Genomic DNA, 16,563 nt, shown 5'->3' on the forward strand with positions numbered 1-16,563 from the left:
TATTTTCTATAACATAAAGATTAAAACTAAACAAATAGCTAATAAAACAACAAGCAAAAGCATAGTACTAAATAACATTTTATAACCTGGTTTTATTTTTCGATAAACAACTAATACATTATTATGTTTTTCTTCTAAAAGAGCGCTTGATTCTTTTAGCATTTCTGCTGTTGATCGTTGATCATTTTTACGCATATGTGCAATTGTACTAAATTCAATATTAGCTGAATTAATTTTAAAATCACTATTTTCTGCTTGAATTTTATCACTTACTCGATGATAAGTAATTTTTTCTGCTAAAATACTTTCTAAAATTGCTTGATATTTTTGATATGTTGGTTTATTTAACAATGTTTCAGCAATTAAAATATTATGCATAACATCACCAGCATCTTGGTCATTTTTTTGATTAGTTTGAATTGTTGCTTTAGTTGTATTAACAACTTGTTCTAGCAATTGTTGCAAATCATATTTAAAATCAGATGGGTATGGTTGTTCATCTGGGTTTTTATCCAAATATACTTTTTCTCAACTAAATTCTTGTTCAAAATCTGATTTAACACTACCAAAAAAATTATAATCAATAGCGTTTAACTTAGCCATGTAACTATTAATGACTTGACTAGTTTGATTAATTTCTTGATTAATCTCAATCTCTTTCTTAATAATTTCACGTAGCTGGGCAAATTTCTCCATTCTAGTTTCCATGTTAAACCTCCAACTTTTTTAAACTACATTAAAATTATATATTATTATTAAAATTTTTGTTATTATTATAGTGAATAAATAATGGAGTGATAAATATGGCAAATCGTGATATATCAAAAAAAAGAACATATGTAAATACTGACTTATGTATTTCTTGTGGTAGCTGTATTATGATTGATGAAACTGAAACATTTTTTATGGATAATGATGGTTTTGCAAATACCATTGATAATGATAAGGAGTTAGTGGAAGCACAAATGGTGTGTCCAACAGCAGCAATTTTTATTAAAACATTAGAAGAATTTAAAGAAAATCGGAAAAGTAGTCTTGATACTGATTAAAAAAATTTTTTTAATAATTATTTTCTTGGCGAGTAAAATTAATTTTATTTTTTTTATTATAAGCGGTAAGTAAATCATCTTCAGTAAATTTTAACTGTTCAGCAATTATTAAATAATGATTTAAAACTTTAAAATAAACTTCTAATGTTTGATTTTTAATTAGTTCTGTTGCAACTGCAAAACAATCTAAATAAAGTTTTGTTAAATTAATATTTTCCTGACAATATTCATTATGGTATTGATATGTTTTAAAGTCAACGGTTAAAGTATTACCAATACTAATTAAAAAATGAATTCCATCAATATATTCTTCTAATAAAATATCTTTTGCTGAAGCCGGCTTGACACTTCAATATTTAAAATCACGTTGTTCATTAATAAATTCTGCTAACTCAACTAAAAAAGCCAAAATTCGTTTCTCAAATGTTTCATTATCATTTAAGTTAAATTTTGTTAAAATATGCTTATCTAATTTTTTTTGGTTTTCTAACAAATAATTAAAAGTATTGTTACTTAACATTTTTGCTAATCTCCTTTGCAGTTCTCATTTGTCCTAAAATTGCTTTTGCATTAGGAACTTTATCATATTTCTTTACAATTTGCCCTGTTAACGAAGCAATTATTCGTTCTGAAGCAAATGGGTCACGTGGGTCATAAATTCAAGCATTATTAAAAATTGTTTCTATATTTTCTGCACCCATTGCCCCAATAACAATAGCATGAAAGCAATTCCGACGCTGTTTTAATAAATTTATCTTTGTTATTAAATCAGGTGATAAATCAGAAGTTAAAAAATCACTAATTAATAACAAATCAGCATTAAAATATTCATTACTATCCATTACTGTTAAAGTATGTTCTAATGCTGGCTCAACATCTGTATCCCCAGCAAAACTTTTTGACAAAAATTCAATTAATTTTGGTAGTGAATCTTTTAAAGAAGATAAATTATAAACATCTAAACTTTTAGAAAAATTAATCATGTAGCAAGGACGATGCTCTGCTAAAGCAATTTTTGCAATTGCTAAAGCAAGAGCTTTGGCAATTTGTTCGGGACTACCTCGCATTGAAGAAGAGGTATCAATTGATAAAATGATTGGCCCTTTTTCTTGAGGAACATATGTTTCAATTGTTCGTAATTTAATTTGTTCTTTGGGAACTTTATCTTGTGATAAAAATTCAAATGTTGTTAATTTGCCCTCAATATATTTTTTATAAAAAATATATTTTAAAACTGGATCTTTTAATAAAACTAATTCGTTGGGAAACATATGTTCTAAATCTTTAGATTCAGTTGCTCCAATAATTTCTTCTGGTGAAGAACCAATTGGTTTTCATTCATAATTTATTACAATTTCTTCTAAAATTCGTTGTTCAATTAAATTACTTTCACCTTGAAAACGCCCTAATAATGTTGCAATTTCAATAATTGATGGATTAGTTTCCAAAAATTTTGCAAATTTATCAATGGCTGACATATTAACACCTTTTTTTAATTCTACTGGATTTCATATTTTGCCAAAAAAGTTTCATACTGTTTTTAATAAACTATTAGCTTTATTATAAATTTCCACTTTATTATATAAATCTTGCATAAACTTTGTTCTTAATTCTTCAATTTTTGCAAAACGATAATCATTAATTCTTTTAATTAAAATGGATTCTCAAATTCCAATAAAATCACGAAATAACATATTTGGATTATTGTTTTGTTTTTTATTAAATTCATAACGATAATAATTTAGCCGATCATAAAATGGTGAATTAACTTTAAATAAAAAATCTTGTGTTGAAGCATAATTCTTTTTTAAACCATCATAACCATTAACTTTAATCCAATGAAATAAATAAATTTCTTTTTCGATATTTGAATCTAACTTAATTTTTATAATTTCATTTTCAATTTGATGATCATAAAAATTATTAACAGCTTGGTCAAACATTTCACTTAATCACCGGTTCGTTTTTTTCATCAGAGCAAACCTTGGATTAACTAAATCCGTATTTTTTAATGCTGTTAATTTACTAGCTAGTTGAACTCCCGCTTTTTGCTCTAAATATGGATTCACATTAAATCCTCCCTTGTTTTACTCATTTAATTTTTTGTTAATTGTTCAAAATTACTATTATTTATTTTTTGCTCTGAATTTGAAAATTGTTCTAATTCTAACCAATTTTCATTAAAATTTATTTTATTATCACTAAAGGCATTATTAACTGCCAACATAAAACGTTCTTTAAAAAAGAGGCAATTTAAAGATAATAATCGTTCTTTTTCATCCGGAAAAGCAATTGTTAAACTATCAATTTCTCGTTCAACAGCTAAAATTCTTTTTTCAAGTTTTGAATTATTATCCACTTTTGAATTCTTAATTTCAATTTTAATTTCTTCATTTGTTTTAATAATTTTAAAAGTACTATCATTAACATAACTAATCTCTGTTTGCAAAACATCTGCCATATTATCTAAATCTTCACCATAATATAATTCAATTAATGTGGGTTTTGTCTTATTATGACGAGCATCAATAAAATCTTCAACACGAATAAAACAAATTGGATACTGTTGATTTTTTCAAAAAATTCGGTGAAATGTTCCTTGTAATTTTCCATCAAAAACATCCAAATATTCACTTTTGCGACTATTAACTTCTTGAATATCTTCATACTGAGCTGATAATTCTTCTAATTCTTTGCTTAAACGATTCTTTTTTTCACGAACATCATACGTTAAAGCATCTAAATAAAATTCATTAAAAATAGCATTATATGTTTCTTCTTGTTGTTCATCATCTCAAATACAATATGGAATGACTAACCAATCAGCTTTATCAACTGTATCACGACCATTATAAAATGCTGAAGCTTTCATTAAATGAGCAATCTTCTTTCAACGACGATCTGAAATATAATATTCACCTTCAGTCGCAATATACATTGCTTTTCGAAATCGAGAAATAAAATCAAAAGTTACTGGTGTTATTTTAATCTTATTAATTTCTTTTCGTCATGTATCATATTCTTCATGTGTAATTTGTAAAGCTTCATCAACTTTTACATCTAATTCAGTTACTCCAGCAATCATATCATTAAAGTTTTCTTCGTCTTTTAACCCTTGTGCAATATAACGAATAATAAAACGGTCATATAATGCTTCAAGACCTTGTCCTTCTGATGGCAACTCATTTGACGCTGAAATTAATAATTTCATTGGCACTTTTATATCTACTCCAGCATTACGAAAAATCTTTTCATTAATAATTGTTAATAAAGTATTTTGAATTGATGGTCCCGCTTTTCAAATTTCATCTAAAAAAACAATTTCAGCCGTTGGTAAATATTTATCAATTAAGCGCTTATACACTCCTTTTTGTAAATCTTCAATTGAAATTGGTCCAAAAATTTCTTCTGGTGTTGAAAAACGATTCATTAAATATTCAAAAATAGTACCATTTTTAAAAGCATGCTTTAAACGACGCGAAACTAACGATTTAGCAATTCCGGGTTTTCCTAAAAGAAAAATTGATTCACCACTTAGCATCGCTAACATTGCTAAATTAAAAATTTCTTCTTTTTCATAAACATTTTGTTGTAATTGTTTGGTTAATTCTTCTAATCTTTCTGTAAGTGTCATAATTTTCTTTTTTCTCCTAAACTTCTAAATTAATTCTTCGTTTAACATCATCTGATTTAACAATTAAGAGGCATGCTCCAACAATTCAAATAGAAGTAATTATTAGAACCAAAACAATAAAAACTAATAATCAAATATTAATTGGTTCAGCGGGATTTCCTTTAATACTTCCTAGAATCAATAAAATTGCACATAAAATTTCAACAAATAAAAAATATAAAATTGCTAACATAATATAAGCAATACCTCATCCATAAATAGCACCCGCAGTTCGGACCATTGTCATCGGAATAAAATATAATAAACTAAATAATAAACTAAGAAATAAGAACCCATAACTTAAAAGGTCTTTAACATAAATCTCAGCAAAAACTTTAATATTTGGATCAAGATAATTACTTAAAGCAACTAAAATTGCCTTTTGACCAATAAAATAAGCTAAAACAATTGCTACTAACTGTCCAAAAATAATAAAACTTCGCCCTACTCGTTCAAGTGGACTATCCCAAAACATTCGTCGTTGTGAAAAATCATTGTGCTGAGTTGGTGACAAATAACTAAAACGTTTCTGTTCCTGTTTAGATAATTCTTTAACTTCCTCCTCATATTTTCGGCGTTCTTCTTCAGTATCAAGCAACTCTAAATCTGGAAATTTGCTTCCATATGTTGGCTTATTTTTAAACATTTTGTTCCCCCTTTGGTATTTAACCCTATTTTAATTTGTGTAAACATTTTAACATTTTCCCTAAATTTAGGCAATTAAATTATTTTTTTCCTATTTTTTAACAATCAAAATATTTCATATTGTTCCCTCAAAATATTTTGCTCCAAAACTTGTTACTTTAATATAATATCAATAATTACCTTCTTCTAAAAAGACATCATTAGCATCTAATTTGTAGAATAAAGGATGAAGTAGGAAAAAAACAACTCTTGTTAAAGGGTTGTTTTTTTATTTGAAAATTAACTCTAAAAATTAAATATATTGGCTCTACAATTATTTTAATTTACAATTACATATTTTTTAAGGGAAGGTTTCCCAGCAAGGCATTTTGCCGGTATGAAATTATTAGAACTGTTAACTTGTTTTTTGCGATTTTGTAAATTAATGACTTTGAGTTAAGATAGGCGCGTAGCGGTGCATTCATAACTATTAATTGCAAGAAAAAAATAAAATCGTGTGCGTAGAGGTTGAATAACTTTTAAGAACTGGGCAAGGATTTCTTAATTAATCTACTAGTGGGGACTTGATGAGGAGGTACTTAATACTACAAGTAACTACAAAATGTAGAACATTGTAGTACTTTGTAGTTAATTGTAAAAAGGAGAATTTAAAAATGACTATAAAAAGAAAATTTGTTTAAAAAAAAGATATTGAGGTTATTGTTTTAAATGTAATAAACAAAAGCAATATTGTCATATGGAGGGTGATGTTTCACATTATGCTAAGGGTATATTTTCTAAAAAAGGAATTTATAGCGAAAAAACTGTTAAAAATAAATTGAATACTAGTATGCTAAAATTAAGAAATAATATTAAGGATTTTAAACAATCAGAAAAACCACCAGAAAATAATAGTATTTTATATAATAATTTTAATAAAACTGAACAACAAAAATTACGTCTTTATTAATTTTATTTTTAAATTAAATAATTTTAATAAAAATGCATTTTTTGTTGTGATTAAATTTAAAAAAATATAAAAATTTGTTGACAATAAAATTAAACATGGTATCTTTAAGTTAAGTGTGTAGATTATTTATTCCATAATTTCTTGAAATATAGTAAATACCCCAAAATAATTTATACTACCAGAAAAGTTGACTTTATTAGCAACAAAAATAAAATTAAAATTAAAAAATAATGTTTTATATATTCAAATTGACGGTGCTTTTGTTCCTATGTGAGAAAATAAAAAAAGAGTTGAAAAGAAAATATTTTTTCAACTATGCATATTGGTATTGATGAAAAAAAATCAACTAAAACAAGAAAAATAATTAAAAAGAAAAAAGGTGTTTTTCAAATGATAAATAAAAATACTAATAAAAATGAAAAATATAGTTTTAATAATTTTATTGACAAAATTTTTAAACTAATGGATACTTATGATATTAATGAAAATACTATAATATTAGTATTAAGTGATGGTGAAAAACAATTTAAAAAAATTTACAAAGCAATAAAAACAAAATATAAAAATAATACTGTATCATATAGTTTGAATAAATTTCATTTAGTAAAAAGATTTAAAGACTTATTTTCATATATAAATAGAAACAAAATTCATAGATTAAAATATAAATTAGCAAAAATATATTTTTTTGCTGGAAATTATGAAGTGTTATTAGATTTTTTAATTTGTCATTTACCTTATGTTATTGATAACAAAAAGAAATTTTTACTAGAAACTATTGAATTAATTAAAAATAATAAAGATGGTATTGAAAATCAAGCATTAGAATATAATATTGGTTGTCATGTTGAAGGTGATGTTTAACATTATATTAAGGTTGTTAAGAGTCGTGGTGCAAAAATATATTGTAAAGAAACATTTAATAATATTTTAATTGCTTCAATGTTAAGACTTAATAGCAGAATTAATGAAGTTAAAATTAATAAAAATAAAGAAAAAATTGAATTTAATATTTTCAAATTAAATCAATCTCAAAATCAATTTTTATCTTTATAAATAAAAAAATTTTTAAAATTAGTAATAACTTTAAAAAGTATTTTTTAGTGTGCCAAAATTCATAATTTTATAAAATTATTTATTTAATTAAAAATATAATTTTTTAAAAAGTTGAATTTTTTATAAATTTTGTTATCATTTAGTCATAAGCGAGACATAATTTGTTTCTAATTACTTAATTTTATTAAAAACCTAAGAATAATGAATACTACCAACAACTTTGTAAGCTAAACCACTTCGTTTGCCATTTAATCCTTGCCCGTTATTATTGGCACTTGATATGTCTTGGCATGGAAATGATCAAGTTATTAAATCAGCATACGGTAAAGTTTCTAATTTAGTAATGTCACCTAAATTTGGTGTGTCATAATCATTAAAAATTGCTCGATATGATTTTTCAGCGTATTTATCGTTATCACAAAATGCAATTACTTTGTGGTTAATTCCAATCTTTTCTAATGCTTTTCTTTGGCTTCCAATTCAAGCAAATAATTCAATTACTTTAAGCATAATAAACCGTCATTCTTCTAATTTTTCTTTTATATAAAACAATTCATGGATTGTGATACCTATAAGAACAAAAAAAAAAAAAAAAAATAATATATTGATATTGTTTTCATTATAAATATTATGAATATATTTACAAAATGGACAATTAATCATTTCTGCACCTCTTTCTAAAAAAACAAGATATTAATTATCTTGTTTTGTGTTATTTTCATTATTTATGTTTTTTTTAATTTAATCTATTGATGTATTTTCATCTTTATATTTGCTTTTATTTTGTTTTTTGTTATCTATACATAAATCATTTCTTCCTTAATTGTTTTTAATTTCGTCTAAAATTTTTTTATATTTTTAATTTTTGTATTTATTTTTTCTAAATCTTTCTGGTCAAAATCACTATTTTTATTTTCGCTTAATAAATTTAAAGCACTATTTAAGTTGTTTATTTGTTTTTTTAACAACTTAATTGCTTGTTGTTTTTGTTCGTCTGTAAACTCATTTTCTTTTTGACATAGTAAAATTTGATATTCGCAATTATTTAGTTCAGAAATTTTAATAAATTTTTCTGCTTGTGATTGGTTTAATTCTGTATGATAATCTGTTTCGTTTTCATAATCATTTTTACTATTTTCAATTTCTTTAATTACTTCATCATATTCTTTGATTTCTGCTGTAATTTCTTGTTTTAATTTTTCATAGTAAAAAACATCTTTGACTATTGGTTCTTTTGGTTTTGCTGGTGGTAAGTGTGGTTTGTTATTTGCAATATTACCACAACTAATCAAATTCACTGTGTTTGTGCATAAAAACGAAAACATTGCTAAAAAACTAAGTAATTTTTTCATATTTGTTGTATTCTAAATAAAAACCATTATCTCAATAATTGGGGTTATAAATATTTTCTAAATCTTCTAGTAATTGTTTTAATTCTTCTGATGTTAATTTTTGTTGTTGTATTTTATTATTTTTATAATGATTATCATATTTATTTAGTAAATCATTATTAGCATCAATGTTGTTTTGCGAATTAAACTGTTTTTTGTTTTCATGTTTTAATTTTTCAAAAGATAAAATTAAATTTTTTCCCACAATATTACCATTTTTATTATTGATACTACTATGAACCGCATAATTTTTATTTTCATCAATTTTTAAACAAAAATAATTTTTATAATTTGATAAACCTAAACAATTTTTATCTAAAACAACACAATCTTTTTGTTTGTTTATTAAAATATGCGTTTTATTTTTTATTTCTTGTGAAATTAAATTTTGGTTTAAATAAATTTTTTTTATCATATTTAACACATACATCACTTTTTTTGCTTTTAATTTTATTTTTCCTAAAGATTAATATCTAATAGTATTTTAAAAATAAATAATTAATTAAACCAAAAAATCACTTCTTAACGAACTGGTTCTATATTTTTGTCTGACTCTTTTTGTCATTTAATATCAGATAAATAATTTATCACTGTCACTGTATAACTAAATTTATCTTCAACTAATTTTATCTTCCTTACTTTCTAACTTACTTGGTAAATTATTAATATCTTTAATTAGGCAATATCTATGATTATTACTTTCACAATATTTTAAGTGAATTTCAATTGTTATTTCATCAGTTTGTAAACTTTCTCAATCATATGTAAGTTTATCTTCTTCACAAAGTAAATAAAATTCTTCTTTAAATAAATGTTTTGATTTTAGTTTTTTAATTTCTTTATCTTTTTCAGCAAGTTCTTTTTTAAGTTTGTCATATTTAATTAATTCTGTTATATTCATTATTTTTTCTTTCTAAGAATATATGATTTTTTTGCTAAAACACAATAATCATTACTGCATCATAAATATTTATCATCACCATCTATTTTTGATCTACATTTAGGACAACTTTTCCTCATTATTTTTTCCTTTCTTATTTATCAGAAATAAAGAACCAACTAATGTTAATAAATAGTTGGTTTAATTTATTTTTTATCTTATTTGATTTAAAATATTTTCAATATTGTTAACTTTGTCAATTAAATCTTCCATAATTTGTTCTAAATTACTTAAATTATTTTCTGTTGTTGCTTTAATTTCGTTAATTAAATCGCTAATCGTATTTTTGATATTATTTTTAACCATTTTATAATTTCTCCTTTCTAATTTTTAATATTAATAATTCATCATTTATTTTTCTTAAAAATTAATTTTTTAATAATTTGATGGTTATTTTTGCATTTTAAAGTCAAAAATCAAATACTATAACTTATTTTTTGTTTATTAATAAATTCTAATTTTGCTAAGCAATGCCGAGCATACTTTTTACAATATCATCCGCCTTTTCTGTTTTTAGTTAATTTTGTAAAGTACTCATTGATATAACACTGACATTTATTAATTAATACTGTCTTATTTGCTAATTTAATTTTTAACTCTTTTCAACAGAGTTCTTTAAAAGACACTTTCAAAACCTCCTTATAAATAGTAAAATTTCTAAATTTTTTTATTGTGGAACACTTACCCTTTAACCATTGCAGGTTAAAGATTTATCCCCAAACCACGATAACTCTTTTATATTGCCTAAAAGAATTGCCTCCATTATGTCGTAGCGGTACGGCCACCCCTGTATTGTTTATCCTCGCTTGCTTGATTTAACGACATTCCAAGTAGGAGAGTTTTATTTAGTTGGTTTTGCTGTTATTTTCTTATACTAAGCAAGGTTAACGACAATTTTAACCTAATTAAAAAAGATAGAATTTTATATCTATCTTTTTCTTAGTTTTTGGGGTATGATTTATACCAACCGAATATTTTACGCGGTCTAATTATCATAATAATCAAAAAATTAGTGTTAAAAAGACTAATTTTACTCAATTTTTAACAGATAAAAATATTTTGCATCAAACAACACCAGTTCGCTCTCCACAGTCAAACGGTAAGATTGAAAGATTTCATCAAAATTATACTAAATTATTTGTATTTGAAGAAAAAATATTAAATGCAGTTATTTTACAGAATAAATTAAATGATTATTATTATTTTTATAATTTTGAAAGAGTGCATAAGTCTTTAAATTTTCAGACACCATTTAATTTTTTGAATAGTTTAAGTTTAATTAAATAATTTTAAATTATTAAGTTTTTGTGTTTAAACTAAATAAGTTTATTATATTTTAATTAATTAATAATATGTAAATTAACTCATAAAATATGTTATTAAAATAATAAAATATGTATTTATTAATTAAAATTTAATAAATTCTAGAAAAAATAGAGTTGTTGGTGAAAATACATCGGGAATATTTGGTGAAGAAGAAGAAGAAGAACTTGAAATAAAAACATTTTTTCATAGTTCAAAACAAGAATATGAAAAGGCACAAGCAGAATATAAACCAGCAGCAGAAAAATATATAAAAACAGAAGAAAAATATAATGAAGAAAAAGACGAATTTATAATAAAAACATTTGATTATGAAATCTTTTTAGGAAAAGAAAATAATAGTTATACAATAAAAGATAAAAATGTTACAAAACAAAAACTTAATTATGAAAAAGTAAAATTAGAAGAAGTAAAAAAAGAATTTAATTTCAGCAGGAATAAGAGAAGGAATATTGTTTGTTTCTATTTCGTTTGATATTCTCATAAAATTTATTCTGATAATCAACGTAACTTTAATTTTTGTCTAATATAGAGTTTATAACTTCAAGATTAATGATTATTTTCTGGTGGCATTTTAATCGTTTAATCTTGCTTTTTTATGTATAGCCGGTACCTAAAAAATTTATTCTAAGCTTTTATTAAGAAAGATAGTATTTTTAAAAGAAAATGCTATAATCATTGTAAACAAAGGAGAAATTATTAAATTAGGTGATTATTGATGGAGAAAGCAACACAAGATTTTCAAAAAAATGATGTTCTGTTAACAAGAATGTATTTTACTACACCAATGGAAGTTATTGCTAGAATTATGATTTTAATTGGACAAGCGGTTATGCTAGGAGTAATTATTATTGTATCAGCTTCTTTAGCAATGATTGCAACTAGTAAATTACCAATTCCTGCCGTTTTTAATAATTTTGGTTTAGCTGATGGTGTTTTTCGTGGTCTTACCATTGTTATTGCTCTGTTTGGGATTATCTTTTCTTTAATATTTGTAGTTCCAACATTAATTGTTCGTAATATTAAACTTTTAAAGGTAACTGGAATTATTTTTAATACAGTCGGATGCATCTTTGTTTTACTAATGTTAGGATTAAGCATTATTGCATATCTTTATATTCCTGTTCGACTAAATTTACCAGGGATAATTATGGGTGGACTTTGTATGTTAATGTTATTTTGAGGCAGTTTTTTATTATGATTCTCAGCAATTTGTCAGCAGAAACGAATTAATCTTGCTGTTGCTGAAAGTTTAGATTTTAGTTCTAAATTAAATATAGTTGAATAGGAAGGTGCTTTAATGAAAAAAACAGAAAATAGTAAAACAATAAATCAAGAACAATCAGCAAAAGTAGTAAAAAAAATGCAGTTTGTTGTTGATAATCGTCCGCTAGTTTTAAAAAATTTAGATAAAACTGTTATTGATCACACCGTAAAATCATTAGGGGAATATGAATTAAATCGAAAGCAACAAATTCGTCCATTACCTTACCAATACAACATTGAAGCAAGTAAGTATTATTTTTCTACTAAAAGTGAAACAATAGCGAGAACTTTAATTGTCTTTTCACAATTATTGTTAATTTTAGTTGCTCTAATATATATTCCAACGTTAGGGCAGGTAGGAGCACAATTTATTATTTCTTTATTATCCAAATTTAAAACTCTATTTACTGATCAAATTGTAGCAATTGGTCAACCAATTGTAATTGGAATAATTATTTTATTAGCTATTTTATGGGTTACAACATTCTTTTTTATAACAATTCCAATTTTAATTACTAAAACATTAAAAACTGTTAATATTTGAATAATTATTGTTAGTATTGTTGGTAATATTAATTGCTTTTCAATTCTTGGATTAGCTATTTTACAATTTATTTATGCTAAAAATTCAGTTGCTGGATTAAATATTAACCCATTTGTTTTACCTTCAATTGCGATTGTTGCTTTTTGTTGTTTTATATTGGGGTGCTTATTTTTAAAAAGTGATTGTAAAAAATATCAAACCAAATTAGAAAATGAAATATCAAACCAAATTAGAGCACTAAGAGAGTAAGGAGAAAAGCTATTATGTTAACAAAAATTAGTTCAAAACGAGATGAATTAGCACTCCAATGAAATACACGAATTGAAGTTGCAGCACGTTTATTAGTTATTAGTTTTTCAATTTTAGGAACTTTTATGGGTTATTTTATTAGTGCTGGTTGTGCAATGTCTTATAATAATATTAAAAATTTAACAGGTGTTATTTCCCATCGAACTTATGAATTACATTATATTATTGCTGGTATTGTTGCTCTAATTTGTGCTTGTTTTTTCTTTTGTTTTATTGGTTTGCCATATGTAAAATTAAAAAAAGCAGCTAGTTTTAAAAGTTGAATTATTATTTCAAGTATTTTTGCAATAATATATTATACAACATGTTTTACCTTAGCAGTAATTTTTATGAATATGTTTAACAATATGAATAATTATTTTATTGTGGGTTTTACTTTAATTATTATTTGTTTTTTAGTAATTTTTTTATCATATTTTTTATTATGACGTGAAGTAAAAAAACAATGAATTTTACGAAAAAAAATTGAGTATTTAGCAGATGAAGATCAAATGAAACAAGTAGAAACAAAATTAGCAACTTTAGAATTACGACGTCAGCGCCTTGTTGAATTAGAAAAGATTAAGTATAATAAAGAAAAGTATAGTTTAAATCATTTAAAGGAAAAAAAGAAAAATATTTATGTACAAAAACCTGTTTTAGAAGAGAAAAAACAAGAAGCTTTAAAATCATCTAAACAAGAATAATATAATAAATATTAGAGGAGACTGTATTAATGAATAAAGAAGATAACAATAATAATGTGGTTAAATTAACAACTAAACCAGTTCGTCGAAAAATTTCTCGGAAAGCAAATTTAAATCTTTTTGCTATTATTGCAATAATAGCAATTACTGCTGGGTTAGGTGGAGTTATTTACTCAATTATTGCTGCTTCTTTTTATCATGATAAAAATCCGTGAGCAAATGCTATTTTGTTAGATGATAAAATTACAAAAAAGGTTAATTCACAATTGTCAAAAGCATTAGTTGATTCTAATGGGGTTGCAAAACCAGATCATTTAACTAGTTATGTTTGGTTTAATGCTGGTGAAAAAGATGGAATTGATATTTATGCTAATCTAACTAATATTCAAATTATTCAAGATATTTTTGCAAAAAATAATTGAATTGAAGATAATTTAAGTATTGTTGAAACAATGCTAAAAGGAACAGGGGCTAGTTTATCAGGAACCAAAGTAATTTATCAAAATAATCTTTTGAATTTAGTTTTGCGACCAAAAATTTTATCTTATCCATATAATGATGGTGATGATAAATATGGTTTAGTAACAATTGTCCCAGTGGATTATCAACAAGGACTCTTTACATATAAAGTTCGTTTTTCTTTGCAATTAATTGCAACTGATTTTACTGGTTATTATATTGATTTAAAGAAAACATTTGATTATACATATGATACAACAGAGGGTGCTTTTCCAGTTGCTTTAACATTAAGTCAACTTTTAAATTTAATTAGCAACCAAAAAATTATTAATTTAGTTCAGAAATATCATATTAGATTAGATAGCGACAATGAAGTAATTTTAAATAGTCTTTTAAGTGAATATTATCCAATTGCAAAACCAGATAATAGTATTCTTATTAATGAAGAAATTGCAAACAAAGATGGTGTTCCTTTTGCACCAATTGTTAAAACACCATCGGCAAGTGACTTAACATTAAATATTAAGTATGATTCTAAAAAATTTAGTTCATTGCAGCAATTTGGTACTAATCTTTTTAATTATCATGATAAAAATTATTCAGCAATTGCTAATATTTTTACTAAAATTGGAGTTACAATGCCAACATTTGAAAATGTTAAAAATAGTTATGATTTATATGATCGAAACAGTGAAGATACTTTTCTTGCTGATGAAATGATTAACCAACGAGTAAACTCTTATCGAGGATTTATTAAGGAAATGGGGATTGATTCCGATAATATTACTGATAATTTTAATTATGTTACTAATGATAATAGCCAGTATGTTTGAGGCTCAGAACATCAAATTTTTTATAATGAAGTTAAAATTAAATTTTTAAATATTAATAACAATTTAGGAAATAATATTTATCGAAGTCCAACTAAAATTTACTATGACCAACAACGTTATACAAATACTTCAATTAATTTCCAAGCATTTGATTTATCGGCAAATGTTCAAGATGTTATTGAAAAAGTTCAATATGATGATTCTGCAGTAGAAATTGATCGTCGTTTAACAAATCAAAGTGGAATTATTAAAACTCATTTAAAAGATTATTTATTAAAGAAATTAAATAACCCCTATATTAAAATTGATAATATTGTAAAAGAGATTACTGTTGGTGTTACAAATCATGCTTCTACAATTAAAGGAACAGTTTTTGTAAAACAGTCACCTATTAATGGAACTTTGCGTGGGAATGATAATAAAGTATATCAAGATAAATTGTTAACTTTACCAAAAATTGATATTACAGTACGTTTTTCTTATGATGGTACTAGCAGTAACACCTATAATTTATCTTATCAATATGATGCTGCACCTAAAGTAGTTAAAGATTGACGTGGTGTTGATAAAAATAATCTCAGTGTTTTACAAAGTGATTTTAACTTTTTTGAAAATTATACAACCCTTGATAAAATAACAAGTTTAGAAAATGATTATCGTGAAGAAATAATTGGTGTTGCTAATATATGAGAAAATAATAATCCAATGGGAGCAGGAAATAAATATAATAATTATGACTGTATAAAAAAAAGTAGGGTATAAAAATATAAAGAAATTAAATAAGAATAATTAAACCATTTACTAAAATGGTTTTTTTATTTTAAAAAACCTAAAATAACTAATTGATTCAAAACAAGGACAGCATCTTTAAATATTTATAATTTTTAAAATAATAAAAAAGTTGTTTCCTTTCAGAAAAAAACATATTAAATTAAGAAATTAGTAAATAACACACATACTAACTTAGTAAAGGTGTTGTCCTTGTTTTGTTTCACTTAGTTATATTAATAAATCAATCGTTAAATATTAGATTGGAAAAACTAAAAATGGAAAAAATCAATATTATGATTAAATGCAGTAAATGCGGAATGCCAAAGCGAATTCATAAAGTTAAACATCGCGGAAAAACAGAATGATTTGAAGATATTTATTATGGTTAATATTAAATTTGATTTATAAAAATGAAAATTATTAAACAACAAAAAATATGTGATGTTATTAATTGTTATAAATTATCATCATTTATCACCGAAGAATTTGAAACAAATAAAATTTTATGAACTTGTGAAAATCACAAAGTTTTATTAAATCAAATTAAGTATATAAACAAAGAAAAAATTTGACTTTATAATAATTTGGAAAATTCAAGGATAGATTCTGATTGAAAAACTGGGTATTTAAAAATCTTTTTTAGTAAAATTAAATAATTCTAATATAACA

General features: G+C 24.0%; 20 protein-coding genes. 9 read left to right on the forward strand and 11 right to left on the reverse strand.

Annotation, left to right across the window (positions count from 1 at the left end; genetic code table 4):
- Window positions 1-6 precede the first annotated feature (6 nt).
- The gene (locus tag SDAV_RS03300) at window positions 7-708 is read right to left on the reverse strand and encodes a hypothetical protein (protein WP_114564533.1); all 702 of its coding nucleotides are present in this window, start codon (window positions 706-708) and stop codon (window positions 7-9) included.
- Between the two features lie 95 nt (window positions 709-803).
- Here SDAV_RS03300 and SDAV_RS03305 point away from each other — a divergent pair, with 95 nt between their 5' ends.
- Window positions 804-1,049, forward strand: a complete 246-nt coding sequence (locus SDAV_RS03305) for a ferredoxin (RefSeq protein ID WP_114564534.1) — start codon at window positions 804-806, stop codon at window positions 1,047-1,049.
- A gap of 10 nt (window positions 1,050-1,059) precedes the next feature.
- Here the strand turns inward: SDAV_RS03305 and SDAV_RS03310 are convergent, their stop codons facing one another.
- From SDAV_RS03310 to SDAV_RS03325, 4 genes are read right to left on the reverse strand one after another with little or no spacing between them, the layout of a single operon-like run.
- Window positions 1,060-1,569, reverse strand: a complete 510-nt coding sequence (locus SDAV_RS03310) for a dUTP diphosphatase (RefSeq protein ID WP_114564535.1) — start codon at window positions 1,567-1,569, stop codon at window positions 1,060-1,062.
- The gene (locus tag SDAV_RS03315; RefSeq protein ID WP_114564536.1) at window positions 1,559-3,118 is read right to left on the reverse strand and encodes a VWA domain-containing protein; all 1,560 of its coding nucleotides are present in this window, start codon (window positions 3,116-3,118) and stop codon (window positions 1,559-1,561) included. Before SDAV_RS03315 ends, SDAV_RS03310 begins: the two co-directional genes overlap by 11 nt.
- Window positions 3,119-3,144: 26 nt before the next feature.
- Window positions 3,145-4,683: an AAA family ATPase gene (locus SDAV_RS03320; protein ID WP_245938504.1), complete on the reverse strand. Its 1,539-nt coding sequence runs from the start codon at window positions 4,681-4,683 to the stop codon at window positions 3,145-3,147.
- 16 nt (window positions 4,684-4,699) lie between these two features.
- Window positions 4,700-5,368 carry a hypothetical protein gene (locus SDAV_RS03325; protein WP_114564538.1) on the reverse strand — a complete coding sequence of 223 codons (669 nt, stop codon included), beginning with the start codon at window positions 5,366-5,368 and terminating at the stop codon, window positions 4,700-4,702.
- Window positions 5,369-6,103: 735 nt separating this feature from the next.
- Between SDAV_RS03325 and SDAV_RS03330 the strand changes: the two genes are divergently transcribed.
- Both SDAV_RS03330 and SDAV_RS03335 read left to right on the forward strand, forming a co-directional pair.
- Window positions 6,104-6,316 carry a hypothetical protein gene (locus tag SDAV_RS03330; RefSeq protein WP_114564539.1) on the forward strand — a complete coding sequence of 71 codons (213 nt, stop codon included), beginning with the start codon at window positions 6,104-6,106 and terminating at the stop codon, window positions 6,314-6,316.
- Between the two features lie 315 nt (window positions 6,317-6,631).
- Complete coding sequence (locus SDAV_RS03335) at window positions 6,632-7,180, forward strand: hypothetical protein (protein ID WP_114564540.1); 549 nt, start codon at window positions 6,632-6,634, stop codon at window positions 7,178-7,180.
- A gap of 384 nt (window positions 7,181-7,564) precedes the next feature.
- On the opposite strand, the gene SDAV_RS03340 is transcribed toward SDAV_RS03335, so the two are convergent.
- From SDAV_RS03340 to SDAV_RS03360, 6 genes are all read right to left on the reverse strand, one after another.
- Entirely contained in the window at window positions 7,565-8,035 is a 471-nt protein-coding gene (locus tag SDAV_RS03340) for a DNA cytosine methyltransferase (protein ID WP_114564541.1), read from the reverse strand.
- A 176-nt stretch (window positions 8,036-8,211) separates the two neighbouring features.
- Window positions 8,212-8,724, reverse strand: coding sequence for a hypothetical protein (locus SDAV_RS03345; RefSeq protein ID WP_114564542.1), 513 nt, complete (start codon window positions 8,722-8,724; stop codon window positions 8,212-8,214).
- Entirely contained in the window at window positions 8,708-9,178 is a 471-nt protein-coding gene (locus SDAV_RS03350) for a hypothetical protein (protein WP_151202504.1), read from the reverse strand. The genes SDAV_RS03345 and SDAV_RS03350 overlap by 17 nt, the downstream gene beginning before the upstream one ends.
- Before the next feature lie 195 nt (window positions 9,179-9,373).
- The gene (locus tag SDAV_RS03355) at window positions 9,374-9,664 is read right to left on the reverse strand and encodes a hypothetical protein (protein WP_114564544.1); all 291 of its coding nucleotides are present in this window, start codon (window positions 9,662-9,664) and stop codon (window positions 9,374-9,376) included.
- Between the two features lie 192 nt (window positions 9,665-9,856).
- Window positions 9,857-10,009 carry a hypothetical protein gene (locus SDAV_RS11880; protein WP_186823461.1) on the reverse strand — a complete coding sequence of 51 codons (153 nt, stop codon included), beginning with the start codon at window positions 10,007-10,009 and terminating at the stop codon, window positions 9,857-9,859.
- A 17-nt stretch (window positions 10,010-10,026) separates the two neighbouring features.
- Window positions 10,027-10,329 (reverse strand): hypothetical protein, encoded by a 303-nt coding sequence (locus tag SDAV_RS03360; RefSeq protein WP_114564545.1) that lies wholly within the window; start codon window positions 10,327-10,329, stop codon window positions 10,027-10,029.
- A gap of 433 nt (window positions 10,330-10,762) precedes the next feature.
- Here SDAV_RS03360 and SDAV_RS03365 point away from each other — a divergent pair, with 433 nt between their 5' ends.
- The 6 genes from SDAV_RS03365 to SDAV_RS03395 all read left to right on the forward strand — a co-directional run bounded on the left by SDAV_RS03365 (window position 10,763) and on the right by SDAV_RS03395 (window position 16,550).
- A complete protein-coding gene (locus SDAV_RS03365; RefSeq protein ID WP_245938505.1) occupies window positions 10,763-10,990 on the forward strand; it encodes an integrase core domain-containing protein in 228 nt (75 codons plus the stop codon).
- Between the two features lie 754 nt (window positions 10,991-11,744).
- Window positions 11,745-12,314, forward strand: coding sequence for a hypothetical protein (locus SDAV_RS03375; protein ID WP_114564547.1), 570 nt, complete (start codon window positions 11,745-11,747; stop codon window positions 12,312-12,314).
- A 12-nt stretch (window positions 12,315-12,326) separates the two neighbouring features.
- Complete coding sequence (locus tag SDAV_RS03380) at window positions 12,327-13,085, forward strand: hypothetical protein (RefSeq protein WP_114564548.1); 759 nt, start codon at window positions 12,327-12,329, stop codon at window positions 13,083-13,085.
- A 14-nt stretch (window positions 13,086-13,099) separates the two neighbouring features.
- Window positions 13,100-13,831, forward strand: a complete 732-nt coding sequence (locus SDAV_RS03385) for a hypothetical protein (RefSeq protein WP_114564549.1) — start codon at window positions 13,100-13,102, stop codon at window positions 13,829-13,831.
- Window positions 13,832-13,860: 29 nt separating this feature from the next.
- Complete coding sequence (locus SDAV_RS03390) at window positions 13,861-15,885, forward strand: hypothetical protein (protein ID WP_245938506.1); 2,025 nt, start codon at window positions 13,861-13,863, stop codon at window positions 15,883-15,885.
- A gap of 419 nt (window positions 15,886-16,304) precedes the next feature.
- Entirely contained in the window at window positions 16,305-16,550 is a 246-nt protein-coding gene (locus SDAV_RS03395) for a hypothetical protein (protein WP_114564550.1), read from the forward strand.
- Window positions 16,551-16,563: the final 13 nt, after the last annotated feature.

The organism is Spiroplasma phoeniceum P40, from assembly GCF_003339775.1.
Lineage (GTDB): Bacteria > Bacillota_I > Bacilli_A > Mycoplasmatales > Mycoplasmataceae > Spiroplasma > Spiroplasma phoeniceum.